Annotated in this window: 10 protein-coding genes; 4 read left to right on the forward strand and 6 right to left on the reverse strand. The window is 45.1% G+C overall.

Going from position 1 to position 18425, the window contains the following annotated elements; all coding sequences use genetic code 11:
- Nucleotides 1-43: 43 nt before the first annotated feature.
- Nucleotides 44-5533: a LamG-like jellyroll fold domain-containing protein gene (locus AC0YN6_RS23630; protein ID WP_475749838.1), complete on the reverse strand. Its 5490-nt coding sequence runs from the start codon at nucleotides 5531-5533 to the stop codon at nucleotides 44-46.
- Nucleotides 5534-6492: 959 nt separating this feature from the next.
- Between AC0YN6_RS23630 and AC0YN6_RS23635 the strand changes: the two genes are divergently transcribed.
- Nucleotides 6493-6786 carry a hypothetical protein gene (locus AC0YN6_RS23635; protein ID WP_475749839.1) on the forward strand — a complete coding sequence of 98 codons (294 nt, stop codon included), beginning with the start codon at nucleotides 6493-6495 and terminating at the stop codon, nucleotides 6784-6786.
- Between the two features lie 87 nt (nucleotides 6787-6873).
- On the opposite strand, the gene AC0YN6_RS23640 is transcribed toward AC0YN6_RS23635, so the two are convergent.
- From AC0YN6_RS23640 to AC0YN6_RS23660, 5 genes are all read right to left on the reverse strand, one after another.
- On the reverse strand, nucleotides 6874-9066 hold the full coding sequence (locus tag AC0YN6_RS23640) for an alpha-galactosidase (RefSeq protein ID WP_475749840.1): 2193 nt from the start codon (nucleotides 9064-9066) through the stop codon (nucleotides 6874-6876).
- A 102-nt stretch (nucleotides 9067-9168) separates the two neighbouring features.
- Entirely contained in the window at nucleotides 9169-10203 is a 1035-nt protein-coding gene (locus AC0YN6_RS23645) for a LacI family DNA-binding transcriptional regulator (protein ID WP_475749841.1), read from the reverse strand.
- A 118-nt stretch (nucleotides 10204-10321) separates the two neighbouring features.
- A complete protein-coding gene (locus AC0YN6_RS23650; RefSeq protein ID WP_475749842.1) occupies nucleotides 10322-12811 on the reverse strand; it encodes a bifunctional diguanylate cyclase/phosphodiesterase in 2490 nt (829 codons plus the stop codon).
- Between the two features lie 220 nt (nucleotides 12812-13031).
- A complete protein-coding gene (locus AC0YN6_RS23655) occupies nucleotides 13032-13562 on the reverse strand; it encodes a hypothetical protein (RefSeq protein ID WP_475749843.1) in 531 nt (176 codons plus the stop codon).
- A 128-nt stretch (nucleotides 13563-13690) separates the two neighbouring features.
- A complete protein-coding gene (locus tag AC0YN6_RS23660; RefSeq protein WP_475749844.1) occupies nucleotides 13691-14767 on the reverse strand; it encodes a CobW family GTP-binding protein in 1077 nt (358 codons plus the stop codon).
- A gap of 220 nt (nucleotides 14768-14987) precedes the next feature.
- On the opposite strand from AC0YN6_RS23660, the gene AC0YN6_RS23665 reads away from it, so the two are divergent.
- The 3 genes from AC0YN6_RS23665 to AC0YN6_RS23675 are packed head-to-tail and all read left to right on the forward strand — an operon-like array spanning nucleotide 14988 to nucleotide 18401.
- Nucleotides 14988-15644, forward strand: coding sequence for a helix-turn-helix transcriptional regulator (locus AC0YN6_RS23665; protein WP_475749845.1), 657 nt, complete (start codon nucleotides 14988-14990; stop codon nucleotides 15642-15644).
- On the forward strand, nucleotides 15641-16774 hold the full coding sequence (locus AC0YN6_RS23670) for an alanine racemase (protein WP_475749846.1): 1134 nt from the start codon (nucleotides 15641-15643) through the stop codon (nucleotides 16772-16774). The genes AC0YN6_RS23665 and AC0YN6_RS23670 overlap by 4 nt, the downstream gene beginning before the upstream one ends.
- Before the next feature lie 22 nt (nucleotides 16775-16796).
- A complete protein-coding gene (locus AC0YN6_RS23675) occupies nucleotides 16797-18401 on the forward strand; it encodes an N-acyl-D-amino-acid deacylase family protein (protein ID WP_475749847.1) in 1605 nt (534 codons plus the stop codon).
- Nucleotides 18402-18425 lie beyond the last annotated feature (24 nt).

Consider the following 18425-nt stretch of genomic DNA (forward strand, 5'->3'; position numbering starts at 1 on the left):
GCTCCCCCCCCATTTCATTGCCAATCAATCCTCAATCGGTGTATTATTGCAAGATCGCTTTGGCTACAATAGCAAGGTCTGTAATGTCTACTTTGCCGTCATGGTTGACATCCACATTCTCATTCCAGCCCGCTTGACCTTGTTCTTTGCCATAAGCGGCTGCAACCATAGCCAAGTCACCAATGGAGACACCGCCTCCATTGATATCTGCGGTTATTTTCTTACTTTCGAACACTTGCATTGCCTCTTCCAGTGCGGCTTTCGCACTATCCACCTGCTGTTGGGTCGCATTCGAATTGTTTGCTGCAGCCTTGGCTGCATCGATGGCCGACTGTAATAGCGCTTTGGAGCCAGTCACATACAGTCCGTCCTCATTGCCTTCCACTGCTGCATCGTACTTAACCTGAGCGCTTGTGATCGAAGCATTCAAGAGTGATTTATCTACAGGTATACTAATTTGTACTTCATGGGAGGCTCCGCCGACCTGAAGCTCATTCCCCTCAGCATTGGCAATCTCAACATTGTCGACTGTAATTGTCGTTGCCTCCGCTGCAGATTTGGCTGTAAATTTGAAATTCAGTAAATCGCCTTCGGCAAGTACCCCTTGGTTTGCTTCTACGCTGGCAGCAATAATCCGAATTTGACCCGGTGCTATCTCCCTTTGGTCAATGACTTGGAATCCATCTTTCAGCGATGCAACCGAATCGAATTGCAAATTCGCTGGATTATAATGCAGCGTCAAATCTTGGGCATACATTCGCTCGTATACACTTTCGGTTACGCCGGTCAACCCCATCTTTACATCAAATGTTTGACCAGCGTTCACCTGCTGTGAACCCGTCAAAGTAGCCTGAGGCTGCTGCTCCATCTGACCGCTGATCGTAATCGTCGCAGCACCTTTTACACCGCTGCCGTCTGTCGCTGTCGCTACTACAATCACTGATCCATCTTTTATCGCTGTAAGTAATCCATTCTCATCAATCGTCGCTTTATCCGTTGCCGAGATTCCATCGGTATCGTAGACGCTCCAAGTTACGGTATTGTTTGCGTTCTCGGGCAGAACGTCAGCCTGCATTTGCAGTGTGCCATTCTTGGTTGAGATTTCATTCGCACCGTTTGCGCCACTTACAGAAATGAATGTAACGGGACCCATGATTTGCTTTACTTGGTCTTGGTTTAGCGCGACACTATATACGCGAACGTCGTCCAGCGCTCCATTATAGGGTTCAATATTGCCTGGCCCTGCTCCCATCATGAAGACCTCTGTCGGGACGCCCAAAATTCCTGTGTTACTCGGATTTGTTGCACCCGGCACGTATACACCATCGATATAGACTTTTAATCCAGTCGTTGTATCGTAAGAGGCTGCATAATGGTGCCAATTATCATCGGCGTATGAATTGATCGCATACGTATACTTACAGTAACTACCGCACCCCGCACTTGGCCAATAGGCTACGCGAGCATTGCCACCGCCATAATACTGAAGTGCCGACAGATGCGAGCTATAACGCAAGATAGAAGCATTAGTCGTAGATTTCGAGTTCGTCTTAAACCAAGTGGTTACGGTCATCCCCGACGTCGTTCGTCCTGCTTGATACAAAAGACTTGTTGAAAGATTCGAGCCAGGCACTTCAACTCGGTTGCCAGAAAATTGAAGGGCTCCGCCATCTTTGCCGGTAGTCCATGTCGGATTGCTGATTAGCGTTCCGTTGTTGTCATTACCCGATGAATCGCCAGCCGTTGAACCGGTACCTTCGTCGAACTTCCACCAGGCCAGAGGTTCTGGGATCGGAGTGCGCTTTATTTTCACTGAAAAAGTAGTTGTTTTATCGCCAACTGTGACCGTCAGTATCTGGCTGGCCGCAGGAAAAGAACTGTTAAATCCGCTTACGTTAGCAACTGTGACGCTCTCTGGCCTAGTTAAGCCGCCACTGTAAGTACCTGTCACGACCATGCCGCTGATGTCAAGACTATCCCCTACGAAGTAAGTCAACTTTGTCGGCGGTGTTGTGATGGCAATACTGGTTATTTCTGGAAGTACTGTCACACTGATGCTTGTTGTCAATTCTACATTGTTCGGATTTAACACGCCTGGAGGCAGAGTAACAGTTCCTACTATATTGAAGATTTGCTGCGTCTTCAGCAACGGATCATACGATGATGCCCCTACATCCCATACCACATTGGCAGGTTCGTTTCCTGCATCAGTAACCAGTTGTACAATTGATGGCAATCCAAAGGCTTCTGCTGTTTTGTCTGTACCATTCCTCAATCCTGTAATGGCTGCTGGCTCTGAGATGCTCTCGAGAACCCCAGGCATTGCAGGCGCATATAATTCCATTTCCGACAAACCGTTATTTCCCACGTTTCCACCGGTTACCTGGAATTTGACCCATGTCACCGTCTTGTCAGGGAAAGTTATAGGATAAGGGCTCCCGTCATTCGGGATTCCTGAAACCGTCAAAGTGCTTCCGTCGCTGAAGGTAAGCGTTCCGCCGGGCGTCCAGTCCCCTGTGTTCGGCCGATCATAGAAGATAATCTTGTTGAACGTTTGATTCGTCGGCCAATTCATCTGGATCCATGGATTCCGTTCTCCCTTGGACGCCCATTCGCCAATAGTATGTTGCCCTATGATGCCATCTAACACTTTGTCGGGAGAATAACTGTCATTGTAATACGATGAAGCGGTAACTGTGGCGTTCCACGCTGGGATCTTATTAACCGTTACTCTATTGCTTGTTGTCAAAGCAACATTATTCGGATTAAACACACCTTCGGGCAGTGTTACAGTTCCATTTACATTGAAGGTTTGTATAGTCTTTAAAGAGGGATCATAGTTTGAATCATCTACACTCCAAGTCACATTGGCATCCTCACTGCCTGCAACGGTAGCCAAGGATACTGTCTTTGGCAATCCAAGGGCGTCCGCTGTCTTCGCCGTTCCGATTGCCACTCCTGTTATGTCGGCAGGTGCTGTGATGCTAATGAGATCCGTTGGAGGTGATTCCAATAACTCAAACCAGTCAAGGTTCCACCGCCAACCCGCATCTACCTGTATCCTTATGGTGTGCTTGCCGGCACTTAAGTAAACCTTGTCGGATACAGTTCTCCAATTCTGCGCCCCCCCCGTTGATGGCAACGATGTTATTTTTGCCGAAACGCCATCTACAAGGAAATTGACTCTGCCCGCTGCTCCTTCTGCATTTAAAGATACATTATAATTTACCGTGTATTTACCTGAGCTTGTCACGTTTACATCGTAGTCCAACCAATCTCCCTGATCCGTCCATAATATATACTTTCTCGGCGGCGAGGCGTCCTCTATCCCAAGCCCAAACGTAGCATCATAATATTCAGCTTCCACTCTGCCTGGTATTATAAGTTCGGGCTTTATTATATCTACTGTATATTTGGCAGTTTTCCCCCCTGCTGTGACCGTTACTATCTGGCCTATTTCCTGAATTGCACTGTAAAAACCCGTTACATTGTCTACACTTACGCTCATATTTTTTGTAGAACCGTCGCTGTAAGTACCAACTACTGTCATACCATTAATATCAACTCTCTCACCTATAGCATAACTCCGCTTAGTTGGCAGATTGGTAATGGAGATGCTGGCCAGTACAACTTCAGAAGTCTCATTGGCAATTGCCATTATCTGATCTGTAGATAAAGCTTGATTGTAAAACCTTACAGCATCAATACGTCCATTGAAGCTTTGTTTACCGCTGCTGTCTGCACCTATATAAGTTCCCGTAGCAGGTGTAGCAGCTGTTGTTGTATTATTGGTTACCGGTACGCCGTTGCCATTGATATAGAGCTCCCAGACACCGTTTCTACTTGCTGCAGTGATATTGGTCCATTGGCCCGCCGTCAAAGCAGTCTGCGATCCAAGGATCGTCTGCCCATTGATGGCAATGGACACCTTATCGCCCTGGTCATGATCCAGTACGATGGAATAACCATTGGATAGGCCATCGCCGTTGGACAAGATCTGCTGAGATCCTGAAGTGGCGCCATTCCATTTCACCCAAGCCGATAGGGTTACATCATCTATTTTTGTCGATATAAGGTCTGCACTTGCATAATTGCCGTCAGCACCGTTGAGGCTGAGTGAAGCCGAACCTTCCATTTTATTGGTAGTATCATAGGCAGCACTTCCATTCAATGTTGTATGGAACCCGTTCGGAATACTATCGTTGCCATTGCTGTTGAATCCCCACATCGTGCTGACATTGACGCTCTCCACAAGTTGGAATTTGTCCACGTTCACGCCTATTGCGTTGCCATCGCCTTTAAGGGAGATGCTGTTATTCGAGCCCGGCTCCAGCTCAATCGCTACCGCATAATCATTATAGGAACTCATTCCTCCGGTAGCCGGCAAGTTGAGTGTCTGTACCTTGCCTCCGTTTACATATAATCCCTTGACAGCATTGGCAGCAGCAGCATATCTGATTTTCAATATTTTTTTGCCGCCTGAAGCCCCTCCGTCAATCCTGAGCATGTCCAAATATGCTCTTCCATCGTTCATATTTACGTATTTGCCACCAGACACATTGATGTCATTGTTCAAGGTTGCGTAAGTGAATACACCATCTTCGGCTTCGTACACGCCGGTTGTATTCGGCTTCAGTTGCACCGTACCATTCCATATTGTTGTTGCTGTTGCGGAACTGAAGTCTCGGCCCCTCATTTGCACCTTGTCGCTGTATACATCAATTATTAAACCCTGATTACTTACAATAGCTCCATCCCTTACTGCTGAGAATTCTTTGCTATATAAATTACCTTGCAATTTAATATCGTCATGAAGATGTCCTGTTACAAAAATACTTTGCGGATATTTCGCCAAAAGATTCTGTATTTTCTGCTGCTGCCTAAATTCAAGTCCTAAAAATCTCTGAGGATAATTATCAGAATGATATGATTTTGATACAGTATGCTCTAATGGTTGATGTGCGAACAGAAAAATCGGTTTGCTAGGGTCGGAATCTTGAGCTAGCGTGCTCTCCAACCAACTGAACTGCTCTTCGGAGATAGTTTGTACGTTTTGAGACTCAGATCCTAAAAAAATGAAATGATAACCTTCGATCCACTTATCATAATACAATCCCGGCATACCTGTTCTTTTTAAATATCTATTCTCGTTACCGCTGAAACTATCTTTGTAGTCATACTCGTGGTTTCCAATTGTATAATAGACAGGGGCATGATTTGTTGCATTCATCGTGTTCAAGACAGCGTCATATTCACTATCCATTCCAAAATTGGTTATATCCCCAGCTACAGTTATTGCACTGACATTGTGATCAACAGAGTCTTTTAACGCCTTAGCAAGCTTATTCGTATCGTCATGTATGTCGGATATTGACATAAAGCTAAAGATAGGATCTGACGCAGATTTTTGTTCACCTGCTGCAGAGCTTTGTTCCTGAAAAAGCACAGTGACAAGGCCAGTACTGCCTACAAATGCTGCGACTATCAGGAGTAGTGATAGAAATGATTTTTTGAACCTTTTCATGAAAGACATTCGTTGTACCTCCAATAATTTTTTAAATAATACCTCGGAAACCAGTGAATTTAAAAACGCAAAAAATTAACAATTCACTTCCTTGTTCAAAAAGCTGCACATCCATTAATATGGATCTAACTTTTTCCTTCAGATGATTGGCGGATCATGTAACACTTTAAAAATGAAGTTCATTAATCGCAGTATAAGCAATGCTAATGATTTAATGTTAAACTTTCAGTTGTACATCGAGTATCCTAAAAATATATATATTTATCTCTAAAAGCGAACATTTACCATATCCTTAAAAATATTCGGTAGTGGGCAGACCGCAGATGTTGTGGTTAACGCATAGCTTGCAAAGGACAAACTGTCTAAAACTTGTAAATGCAGCTTTACACTGTACATTTGTTAGTGTAATTGGTCATATCGGCGACAATTCTAACCCTTATTAATGATATTACAAAGCAATTCGAGGGGGTGGTGAAACAATACGAGAAAATATCTGAGGTAGAAAAAGTATCAAAATAAGCAATAATAAATAATCTTACATGGAAAGGTATAAGGCTATAATTGACTAAGAATTTTATTCCTTTTTGATGGTCTTATTGTGTCTTCATGATTAATTACCAACTACTTTCATTTTCATGAAAGTAGTTGGTTTAATATAAAAAGAGGAAGAGTCATTAATTATGCTCCTCCTCTTTGCATAACTGCTCGAAGTCCTCACGCTTACGCAGGAATACAACACAGCCACTCCTTCTATGCGCGATGTATATTAATATCCCCAGTCAGTTGCTATTATGCCATCTTTATTTATCACACTTGACCGAACTACCCTTATGCTAATTCGTTACTCATCCTCAATATCTGACAAAATAATAACTTAATCTCATCAATGGTTGTAAATATTAAGGGAATACATATAATAAATTTGCGACCAAAATGTTACAGAAATACGAACTCAGAGGAGAGAAAAAATGAATAATTATGAAAAACCACCAGTTAATACAGGTGTACCAGGATACGATAATCAATCGCAGCAGGCAATGTCCCCCGTCATATCAATTAAAGAGTGGATGCTTACCACACTCGTTTTAATCATTCCGATTGTAAATATTATCATGATGTTTGTGTGGGCGTTTGGTGAAGGCAACCCAACTAAGAAAAACTACTTCAAAGCATCCTTGATTTGGGCAGCTATCGTTCTTGCTATTTACATTGTTATTTTCGTGTTTTTCATTGCTGGAGCAGCCACATCTTCTATGAGCTAATCCATTTATAAGTAACAAAAAGAAGGTGCTGCAGAAGTTGAATTCTACAGCACCTTTTTTCTTTAATAACCTTAAACTGATTCGTGTTTACTCTACTGCTAGGAAACGGTATACCTTGCTTGCATAGTCACCGAAAAATTGCGGTGTTGCAAGGCCAGCATGAAGCAGCTGATCACCGCCGTAAATCTTGTCTTCACCAAGCAGCTTGTAATCACGGTTCGGATCAAGACCTTTTAGGCAGAAACGATTAAGCTTCGGATTCGGCTCTTGCAGGACGGTAGCGAACACAACAAAGGCTTCTTTTTTGTCTTTGGAAACGAACATCCATGCCGTGTCATTTCCCTCAAACGGGCTAAGCAGGCGATAGAAGTCCCCAAATTGCACAAGGTGGCGTACATCCTTATAAAGAGCAACCTGCTGTTTAACCTCTTCTTTCTCTACCTCAGTAAATTGAGTCAGATCAAGCTCGTAACCAAAGTTTCCAGACAACGCAACATTTCCTCTTGTCTCAAGCGACGTAATACGCCCAACTTGATGATTAGGCACTGCTGATACGTGAGCGCCCATAGAGCTAACAGGATAAACAATACTTGTTCCGTATTGTATTTTCAGACGGGATACCGCATCTGAGTTATCGCTTGTCCAAGTTTGCGGCATGTAATAAAGCATACCTGCGTCGAAGCGGCCTCCGCCGCCGGAGCAGCTTTCAAACAACACGTCTGGGAACGCAGACGTGATTTGTTCAAGCACGGAATAAAGGCCTAACATATAGCGATGAGCCGTCTCACGTTGACGCTCCGCAGGCAGCAGCGCGGAACCAATCTCCGTCATATTACGGTTCATATCCCATTTGACATAAGTTATTGGCGAACTCGATAAAATATCTGAAATCGACTTCACGATGTATTCTTGCACATCCTTACGCGATAGATCAAGAATGAGTTGATTTCTCGCTTGTGTCCTTCTGCGGCCTTCTACATGCAAACACCAATCCGGATGCGCCTTATACAGCTCGCTTTCAGGGGAAATCATCTCTGGCTCGAACCATAAACCGAATTGCATATCAAGACGCTTCACTCGGCTAACTAAATCCTCTAAGCCATTTGGCAGCTTGTTACGGTCAACGAACCAATCGCCAAGCGAGGTCTTGTCGTTGTCACGTTTGCCAAACCAGCCATCATCCAGTACGAACAGCTCTATGCCAAGCTCCTTGCCCGCACGAGCAATATCCTCAATTTTATCTGCGTTAAATGTAAAATAAGTCGCTTCCCAGTTGTTCACTAGAATCGGGCGCGTTTGATCTCGGAATGTTCCACGAATTAGGCGGGAACGGTACAAATCATGGAAGCTGCGCGACATGCCGCCAAGACCATGCTCGGAATGAATCATTACCGCTTCCGGTGTTTGGAATTGCTCGCCAGGCTCTAATCTCCAGTTAAAGTCGAAGGGATTCATACCAATGAAAAGTCTTGCTGCATGGAATTGATCCACCTCGACACCCGCTGAAAAATTACCGCTGTATACAAGGTTCACCCCGTAAACATCACCATGATCCTCTGTTGAGCCCTCCGAAAGCAATGCGACAAACGGATTTTGCATATGACTGCTCGAACCTCTGCGGCTCTCAATCGATTGCAGACCTGGCACAAGCTTGCGCTTATGAATATGACGCTCACGAATCCAAGTACCCGAAAGCTGCAGCATTTCAAAGTTGTCATGAGCAAAATCTAGACTCATGCTGAATGCACGCTGCAATTCGAGATTATCTGTTCCATTGTTGACGATTCTAGCTGATCGAGTAATGGCATCATAATCTTCAAATACGGTATACGACAAAATAACAGATAAGCCTATCAGTTCATCTTTCAACGTGATCTCAAGCGTTTGTGCTTCGGAGTCGTTTTCTACATACGTTGCTGGCAATCCATCAAGCGCCGGTTTCCCAACGATGATCTTATACGAATCATAACGCAGATCCGATATTGTCGTTCCATTAGCCAGTTTGACTTGGAATGCAGGCATCCTGAAATCCGAGTTTCCATAAGCAGGATACTCATGCGGAAGCGTATCTAGCGACAATTCGAGCTGATCCAGCTCTGTGCTAGGTGTGAAGGACGCTCTTTCTTTAATTTCAAATAGACGGTCCATTTGTACACCGCGAATTTTTTTGCCCCAATAAACATGTGCAGGATAACCTGTCTTCGTAATATGGATAACGTAACTAGTATCCTTCGCCTGCAAGTGAAATAACGAACGCTGTTCATCATATAGAATAGTCAAAATAAAACCCTCCTAAAAGTTTTTGTTAAAAAACTACTTCGTAAGCGTTGGCAATTAAGTTTTTGTTAAAAAACTACTTCGTAAGCGTTAAGACGACCTCTATTACTTTAATGCGCTGCCGCAGCTTTCCCGTACGATCAACGTCGTGTTGATCGTCATATGAACAGCCGCCTCGCGCCCTTCCATTCTCTCAAGCAGCAGTTGTACCGCCGACCTGCCCATTTGCTCCGTATGTGCGCGGACAGTAGTAAGCGGCGGATTCAAAAATGCAGATATTTCTATGTCATCAAAGCCAACAATCGCCATATCCTCAGGTACCCGAAGACCATGCTCATGCAATGACCGCAGCACACCAACGGCCATCGGATCACTTGCTACAAAACAAGCTGTCGGTCGAGAGCCTTCCTCAAGCATTTGATTCATCGCTTCATATCCGCTGTTTGACGTCCAATGGGTTTTTACTACATAGCTTTCATCATAAAGACCCAGCTCACGCATCGCTTTCTCAAAGAAAACGCGCCGCGATTCGTCGCACTCTATACCCTCATGCTGACGATTTAGCCGATGAATATATTCGTTTCCGCCTATATAACCTATTTTTTCATGCCCTAGTTCTCGCAGATGCGTAATAACTGCTCGGGTTGCTTGCTCAAAATGCAGCTTTACAGTGTCATACTCGTCCAGCTCACATGAATGGTTGATGAAGACGATACGATTTCTGTTACTATACAATTGGTTGACATCCGCATCATTAATCGTGCCTACAACGATAACGCCATCCAGCTCGTTTAATGACTGTATCTCTACATGGCTGCTGCCTCGAAGAACTTTAACAATGTTAATACCAAGCTCCTCGCAGCGTGTTTCTATTCCTTTGCGAATAGAGTAGAAATATGGATCCTCATGCTCATCCTCCAGCGTCGGCCATATCAGCAAACCGATTTGCTGACGCGAGAGCTGCTCTTCTTTCTTCATTCTTCGCAGCCTGGACGGCTTATATTGCAGCTGCTCAGCAATATTAAATATACGTGTTCGCGTTTCCTCACTGACTCCCAAAGTAACATCATTGTTCAGAACTCTAGATACGGTAGCAGATGAAACTCCTGCTTCCTGCGCAATATCTTTAATCGTCGCCATTCCGCACCTCTATTTTAGTTAATAATTTTACTAAATAACTATTTATAGTTTAGCAGACGTTTGTAAAATCCACAAGCAAAAAAACCGCCTCCACGTTAAACGGGAGACGGTATGTCCATTAAGCTTCTTTATTATGTTCTATAAAAAGCTGTACAAACCTTGGTGCGGGAACAGGAGGACTATAAATATACCCTTGAACCGCATCACAATGATGGTCGCAAATGATCCGCAGCTCCTCCTCCGTCTCGACACCCTCGGTAACAACCTTCAAATTCAAGTTATGTGCGATGACGACTAGCGATTTGAAAATCATTTGTTTCTTATAATCATCTACGATGCCACTAATAAAAGATTTATCGATTTTCAACGTATGCAGCGGAATATTTTGCAAATAGCTGAGTGACGAATAGCCCGTGCCGAAATCATCAAGAGACAGCTTCACACCAATCCCCTGAAGCTCTTGCAATGTATGGATCGTATGTGCAGCATTGTCCATAAAAATCGTCTCCGTAATTTCAAGCTCAATCTGATGAGGCTGAATTCCCGCATCCAAAATGATTCTTTCAATGGTATGGACGATTTGTTTCTGTTGGAATTGTATCATCGACATATTCACACTCACCGAAAGCGGCGGCAGTCCCATCCGCTCCCACTCGCTGATTTGCTGGCAGGCTGTATATAGCACCCATTCCCCTAGAGAAATAATAAAACCAGTTTTCTCCGCAAGCGGGATGAAATCAAGCGGTGAAACCATTCCAAACTCCGGATGATTCCATCGAATCAATGCTTCTGCCCCATAAATAGCTCCACTCTCTAAATCGACCTTCGGCTGGTAATAGAGTATAAATTGACCCAGCTCTAGTGCTTTTAACATACTGCTCTCAAGAACAAGCTCCTTCTGCGTAACATCATTTATTAAAGGGGAATATAGTTTGCAAGTATTTCGCTCTTTCTTAGCTACGTACATCGCAATGCCCGCTTCCTTCACAAGTTTGTCTGCCGTCGCTGGCGTCCATTCATACTGCATGCTCATTCCGATGCTTGCCGTCATATAAAACATCCGATCCTCAAGCCCCATCGGCTCGGAAATAACGGACAAAATCGATTCTGCTTTGTTCATCGCTGCATGGAGATTGGTTACTTGTTCGAGAAGCACAATATATTCGTCTCCTCCGAAGCGGAATACTTTGCCGGAGTCGCCAACATTTAATATAATTCGCTCTGCCATCCTTAGAAGCAATTGATCACTCCTTGTATGGTCAAGCATATCGTTGATCATTTTGAATCGGTCAAGGTCGATGAAGAGTAATGCAAAATGCCCCCGCAGCTTATGACGCTCTGCTGCTTTCCCTGCCATATAACGGTGATATGCATAACGGTTGGGCAGCCCTGTCAATAAATCATGAGACGATTGGTATTCAATTACGCGCTCCGCTTCCTTACGCTGAGTGAGCATATAATTAAAATGATTCGCCATATATTCAAATTCGTCATTCGTTTGTATGCGTAGCTGCCGCATTTCTCCGCTATTAGCCGCTGCTGCGGTTGCCTGAATAACCTTATAAATATTAACTAAGATGATTCTCCTCACGAGTATAATGATCATGATCGTCAACAAAAACAATGCAATTCCTATGATAAATATAGATTCCCATAAACTTTTATAGTAATTAGACAGCATATTTTTTTTTGGAATGACTGTCTCGATATGCAAGAGTACATTATCAATATGAATCGGTTGAAACATTCGCAACACGGTATCTTTGCCGCTTGCTGCCTGCGTATAGACAAGCTTCGACTCCGTTCCTTTTAACGCTTCAAGCTCTTCCATAGTAGACCAAAGCTGATAAGGATCATTAACAAGTCCGGAATCTATGCCATTAGCCAAATAATGATTATTTGGCGTAATAATACTGGCGTATCCGCCTAACGGTCGAAAAGCTTCAATCTGCTTTTGAACCGATTCAAGTGAAATATCCGCCCCTACTATACCTAAAAACTCATTCTGATCGTTCAATATAGGCAGCACAAGCGATATCATCATAATAGAACTGCCATCAACACTATAAAGATACGGCTCAATAAGTGAAAATGATTTGGTAAGCTTAGGAGTTTGATAATAGCTCCCTTTCTCCTTATCCTCGTAATTCTCAAGTGCCAGTACCTGAAGTGATTCATCCATGCGAACGACATAAGGAATGAAGCGTCCCGTAGCATCGTCATAGTTGTTTTTATTTTTGTAAAAGCTATCTTTCCCGTCATACGCATTAGGCTCCCACAACGTATAGACACCAAATACATCAGGATGCTTGCTAAGCTTCTGCTTCAGTAATTGCACGATATATTCACGATTCTGTAGATGGTCTTTATTCATCAGCTGCATGGTTGCTTCAAGCGACCAGAGCATAGCCATCGTTTGATCCATCGTTTTGGTGAAAGGATTAATGTATTCCGTTGATTCCGTTTGCGCAAGAAGCTCGCTTTCACGCAGGTTGGAATGATAAAGCTTGAAGAGGTGAGCAGTTACCAATAAACCAAAAGAGAGGATCAAAAGCAGGCCAATTGAATATATTAACTTTTGAGCGATGCTTAATCTAATCTTTCTCATCTCATCTATAAGCCCCTTGTAGTCGGAGTAAGAAAAATCGACGTAATATGTCAAATTATGATACGATTCTAGTATACTTGACATTTTGACCCAAACACAATGCTAAAAATAGGATAATAACCTTATATCATTCGACATTAAACTCCTAATCTATCCTTGTTTTTCAAATGCAAAAAACGCCGCCTCAGTCCAAGACTGAAGCGACGTTTGAATTGCACACTTATACTTGATTTTGCTTGTCCTTTTGTTTCACTTCGTTGTCTTCTTTACTGCGGTCATGATCCTCCAAGCGATGAGGACGTTTGCCCTTGCCGCCGTGAAGCTTATAAAGCTCTTCCCGCAGCTGCTCAGATGTTTTGCCCTCAGTCTTTATGCCATGCTCTTTGGCTATTTCACGCAAATGCTCCAGCCGCTTAGCTTGATGCTCAGCTTTAAAAGCTTCCCACTTATCTTTATTGGCCAGCTTCGCAGCTTCTACTTCCTTCTTCAGCTGTTCTGCTGTCTTGCCATCGGCTTGAATTCCAAAATAGGCCGCTATTTCCTTCAGCTTCTCTAACCGATAAGCTTCAAAATCCTTGCGCGTCATTTTCCCTTTGTAATGCTTATGCTCTTGGTCCACATCAGACTCTTTAGGGTGCTGAACTACTAGTGAAGCATTAGGCAAAGCGGTTATCGATTTCGCTGCCCATACGGGAGCGACCGAGAACAGCACGGTTAGAGCTGCAATGGGAATAAACCATTTTCTAATCATTTGTTGCCACACCTTTCCATTCATGATGCAGAGGTTATAGAATGCCTCGTCAGCACTATTTTGCCCAAGCATTCACAGGAATAGACATAATAATGGCAATTTTCGACATATCCCTTCAATAAGCCTCTTTAACCCTGCGTCTCTATATTCAAAGCTCGCTCTAGAAGCTCCAACTCCTGCAGCAGCCAATCCTTAGAAAAGTGCTCCCCGATAAATACCGCCACATCGTTTACATGTCCCTGCGGATCAATTCTCATGAAATCAGATTCCTTATATGCATATTGAAAAAGAAAACGGCTGGGCGCATCCGTAAACGTCACAATTCCCTTTGCCCGGTAAATGTTAGCAGGCAGCCTTTGCAGCAAAGACTCGAACGCCTCACTGCTTACCGGTCCGCGCCAATAATGCGTCACAACCATAACATGGTCATGTGAGTGGTGATGGTCAGCGTGCTTATGGTCATGCGAGTGGTTGCAGCCTGGCGGGCACACTTCGCCTTCATCATGATCATGCGAGGCAGCCTGGCGGTACATTTCGCCTGCTTCATTACTCGCATCTACGTTTGCCTGCTGACTGGAATTTCCAGACGATTCCGACTCAAGCCAGCTCCAATCGTCAATCGCACAGCGAACGGTAGCTATAATCTGAGCATGAGCATTTAACTCTCGCAGCTGCTGCTGCGCCTCCACTAGCTGATCCGGCTCCAGCTTGTCCGCCTTATTCAACAGCAAAATCGTAGCGCACTTTATTTGCTCCAACATCAGTTTGAACGTACGTCCCTTCCCGTCCCGGCTCCTCATCAACAGTTCAGGACCATCAACTACTGTAATGACGCTGCGAAGATCAATCGCCTTGTACATCGCCGCCTCCGTAATCCCGTCGAGCGTTTCCATCGGATTTGCAGCACCCGTTGATTCGATGAAAATAACATCAGGCTGATGCTCATTTATGAGCACACTTATTTCCATCCCCAAATCACCCCGCATCGTACAGCAGATACAGCCGCTTAGCATTTCTGCCATCGGCACTTCATCCCCCACAAGTTGACCATCCAGATTGATATCGCCCAGCTCATTCATAATGACCGCAGGCTTCATGCCTTGCGCAGTGTAATACTCTAACAATCTTCTGAGTAATGTGGTTTTCCCGCTCCCAAGAAAGCCTGATAGCAAATGAACCGGTATATGTTGTTCTCTATTAGTCATAGTAAGTTCTCCCGTATGTCCAAATTTTAAACGAATCGTGAATGGTCCTATTATATCGTAATTGTTACGTTCATTCATCTTTTAATGAGCAGAACGACATCGTTTTAAAACATCCTATCATACTTTTTTTTAGGTTAACAGATTTTTTGTTTGATTTTTTCAATCAGTCGTAGTACCATGTGGGCAATAAGGATGTAAGGGAAGTAGAAGGTGAGCTTAAGTGGAATCAATATCGCAGGAATTGCTATTTTTGACGGAGTTGGCCAAAGGGATAACCGCACAGTTCGGAGACAATTGTGAGGTCGTCGTGCACGATTGGTCGAAACCGGTAGACAGCACAATTGTTGCCATCGAGAACGGTCATGTTACTGGCAGAAAGGTCGGTGATCCCGGCACAAATCTTGGACTTGAAATTATGCGAGGTACGTCTGAGGGAGATAACCGTCATAATTATGTTACCCAAACGAAGGACGGGCGTATCCTCCGTTCAACCTCCATGTATGTAAAAAACAACGCTGGCAGCATCATCGGAGCACTCTGCATTAATTTCGACATTACCGATCTTATGATAGCCGAGAAAACACTCCAATCGCTGACAGCGAGCGGACTTACGCCTATTCGGGAATCGTTCGTCAGCAACGTGAACGACTTGCTCGATACGCTCATACAGGAAGCGCAGGACACGATTGGCAAGCCTCCAGCTGCCATGACTAAAGAGGATAAAATCAAAATCATACAATTGCTTGATCAAAAGGGCGCTTTTCTCATCAAAAAGTCAGGCGAGAAGGTTTGCAGCTATTTGAGCATTTCAAAATTTACGTTATACAGCTATTTGGAGGAATCCAAAGCGGATAACGAAGAAGGAGCAAGTGAATGAGTGATAGGTTGAACGTATTCCAAGATGAGGTTTATGAACTGGAAACCCCATGTGTTGTCATCGACAGCGACGTTGTTGATCACAACATCGCTGCTATGGCAGCGGCAGTGGAACAGCGTGGCGTTAAGCTGCGTCCCCATGCAAAAACACATAAGCTCCCGGAAATGGCCGCTAGGCAAATCGCTGCTGGCGCGAGCGGCATCACCGTTGCGAAAATTTCGGAGGCTGAAGTGATGGCGAGCGGCGGCATTCGCGATATTTTCGTAGCGCATCCGTTAGTTGCTAAATCAAAGCTTGAGCGTGCAGCTCGGTTAAGCTTATCTGGCATTCGATTAATCATTGGTGTCGATAGTTTAGAGGGAGCAAAGCGGATTTCTGAGACTGCCGTTCGTGAAGGCGCTGAGCTTGAGGTTCGGCTTGAAATAGAGACTGGACTTAGACGTACGGGAGTTTCAATCGACAAAGCCGTGCAGCTTGCGAAGCAAATTACAGCGCTTGACGGCATTAAGCTGAGCGGTATTTTCACCTATAGAGGCGCTATGGTTGGCGGTGCATCCACACTCGATCTCAAAGCTGCCGGTCACGAAGAAGGTCAGCTAATGGCAGGTACAGCATTAGCTTTAAGAAGTGCAGGCATCGCAATTGAAGACGTAAGCGTCGGCTCCTCCCCCACTGCGCTGTTTGCTGCTGAAGTAGAGGGCGTCACTGAGGTGCGTCCCGGCACTTACATCTATCAAGATCGGATGCAGACTGCATTTGGAACATGCGAGCTGCAAGATTGCGCTGGCGTTGTGATGACTACTGTCATCAGCCGTCCTTCAGAAGACTTAATCATTATTGATGGCGGCAGCAAAACGTTCGCAACCGATGTACAGCCAGGCAATGCTCCTTTGTTCCTCAAGGGCTTCGGCCATATCATCGGAGATCCCGATGCGGTACTTGCACGAATGAATGAAGAGCACGGCATGATTCGTGTACACCCGGATTCTGCCTATCAAGTCGGTGATATCATCCATGTCATACCAAACCACATATGCAGCACGGTTAATTTGCATAACTTTGTCTACATCAAGGATTCCACCAAGCAGCTGCGCAAAACGACTGTAGCGGCACGGGGAATGCTCGAATAACGGGAAGCAGGAGGCTTACAGCATGCTCGATCTTATTTTGAAAAACGGTAAAATCGTCGATGGCAGCGGTAATCCTTGGTATAACGGTGATGTCGGCGTAAAGGATGGCCTCATTGTTGCGATTGGCCAAATTGAACAAGAGGCAGATCAAATTATCGATGTTGGACGCAAGGTCATTTCTCCTGGCTTCATCGATGGACATTGTCACTCTGATCTTATGATTATTGATCATCCTTTCAGTGAAATTAAGCTGCAGCAAGGGGTAACGACTGAGGTTGTCGGCAACTGCGGTCTCGCACCTGCTCCATTCGTTCGCGATAAGGCCAGTTTGCTCCAAACGTATGTGCAGCCAGTGCTCGGCAGCACAAGCTGGACTTGGCCGTGGGAAACAGTCGGTCAATATATGGATTTTGTTGGCCGTTCCAATCCTTCAGAGCACATTGCTACCTATGTTGCGCATGGCGCGCTGCGAATCGCTGTTATGGGCTTCGAGAACCGTCCCGCTTCAAAAATCGAAATCGAACGAATGAAAACTCTGCTCGAGGAAGGGATGCGTGCAGGCGCAATCGGCTTGTCCATCGGCTTATTGTATGCGCCTGGCAGCTATACCTCCCGTGAAGAGTTAGTGGAGCTTTGCAGCGTGCTGCCTAAGTACAACGGACTGCTCTCCACCCATATTCGCGGTGAAGGCAATAACTTGCTGCCGTCCGTTGCAGAGGTCATTTGGATCGCTGAACGGGTCGGCATCTCGCTGCATATCAGTCATTTGAAGGCAGCAGGCCGCGCCAATTGGGGCAAAGCGCTTGACGCACTGGAGCTTGTTGAAGCGGCCAGAGCGCGCGGCATGGACGTTACGGTCGATGTGTATCCCTATGCAGCAGGCTCCACCACATTAACGACCGTCCTTCCTCCGTGGGTACTTGAGGGCGGTATCGAAGCGACGCTTGAAGCATTTCGCGATAAAGCGCTGCGCCTCCGAATCAAAGAGGAGCTCAGTCGCGAGCAGGAAACATGGGATAATCTCGTATGCTCTACAGGCTGGTCAAGCATTATTATTTCATCGATCCAGACGGACACGAACAAAACGCTCGAAGGCAAGTCCATTGCCGAGGTTGCAGAGCTCCGCGGACAACATCCCGTTGATTGCATGATGGATCTTCTTCTTGAGGAGAATGGTCAGATCGCCATCGTCTACTTTCACATGTCGGATGATGATGTGAAGCAGGTCATCGGCTATGAAAAGTCGCTGATCGCATCAGACAGCTTGAACTGCGAGATTGGCAAGCCACATCCGCGTACCTACGGCACTTTCCCGCGCGTGTTCGCCAAATATGTGCGGGAGGACAAAGTGCTGTCGCTTGAGCAAGCGGTGCGCAAGCTAACCTCATTTCCAGTACAGCGCTTTAAGCTTGGCAAAAGAGGACTGCTTGTGCCAGGTTATGCCGCCGATATTACCGTGTTCGACCCGGCTGTTATTCAAGATACAGCTACCTTCGAAGCACCGCGTCAATATCCGTCAGGCATTTCGCATGTCATTGTAGCTGGTCAGCTCACACTTTCGTACGGTACACACACGCATAAGCGCAAAGGGCAGCTCATCCGTGCGCAGCATTGCTGCACGCACTAGTTAAACCGCATTACACAATTCATT

Source organism: Paenibacillus sp. J22P15 (assembly GCF_056269345.1).